An 856-nucleotide genomic window follows, 5' to 3' on the forward strand; every position below is an offset into this window, starting at 1 on the left:
CAGTTCGCTCTGATGGTTTAGGGTTCCGGCAATTATGCTCAAATATATCTGTGGTGAAGTTGCCCTGTTCGCATGGAGAAATACTATCAAATGATGTATCTAAAAATAAGATGATCAATCATCTTTTAGAGAATATTAATGGCGATTTATACCCTAAAGTCTGAAGAATCCCCACGAATTTCTCTCTATAGCCTTATTGCGTATCGACCTTAGCCCTAATCAAGGTAACTGATTGATAAAAAAGAGTTATCTTGATGGGGCCTCTACAACAATCAAAACCTTAGCAATTTCGCCGTAAACCCTCGCCCGGTCTTAGAGCGGGGGTATAAGGCATAAGACGCGATAGCGTCTTAATTTGGGGTCGATTGACTCTCTACATTGGTTTTTAATGTTTCAATTGTCACACCTCCAGCAGTGCAAAGTATGAGCGAGGCCATAATGCAGAGCTTTTGCTCTGCCTTGTAAGGTGCGTGTTTTGTAGTCGCAACATGCGAGATGAAACGGCTTTCAAGTTGTTAACCATTACGCTGATTGAAAGTTTTGGAGGGTATGCGATCAGCAAATGAGCGTGGAAACGCTCTTTTGCTTCGTCAGATCCAATAACAATGAACTTCCAAGGTTTGAGAGTTAATCAATGACGCAGATATACGAAGTGCCTCTTTAATGGCTTGCATATCTTCTGTGTCAATTGTCTTGTTAAGAAATCAAGCAAGAGGAATCAGGGACATAGAGTAAGTCAAGTTAAAGATATCGCAAATCTCGGTCAAAGAAACATACTCTATGTTTTATTCAAAAAATTAATGTAACGGTCAAGTAAACTTGGAGACTTCTTTAGGCACTTTTTCCTAGTTTCATT

Annotated in this window: 2 pseudogenes; both read right to left on the reverse strand. The window is 39.7% G+C overall.

Going from position 1 to position 856, the window contains the following annotated elements:
- Positions 1–350 precede the first annotated feature (350 nt).
- Positions 351–571 (reverse strand): annotated as a pseudogene (locus ACM2FC_RS23500) (transposase); the annotation flags it as partial.
- Positions 569–695: pseudogene (locus ACM2FC_RS23505) on the reverse strand (nitroreductase family protein); the annotation flags it as partial. The pseudogenes ACM2FC_RS23500 and ACM2FC_RS23505, both read right to left, overlap by 3 nt.
- Positions 696–856: the final 161 nt, after the last annotated feature.

This window comes from Vibrio sp. A37, assembly GCF_059777565.1.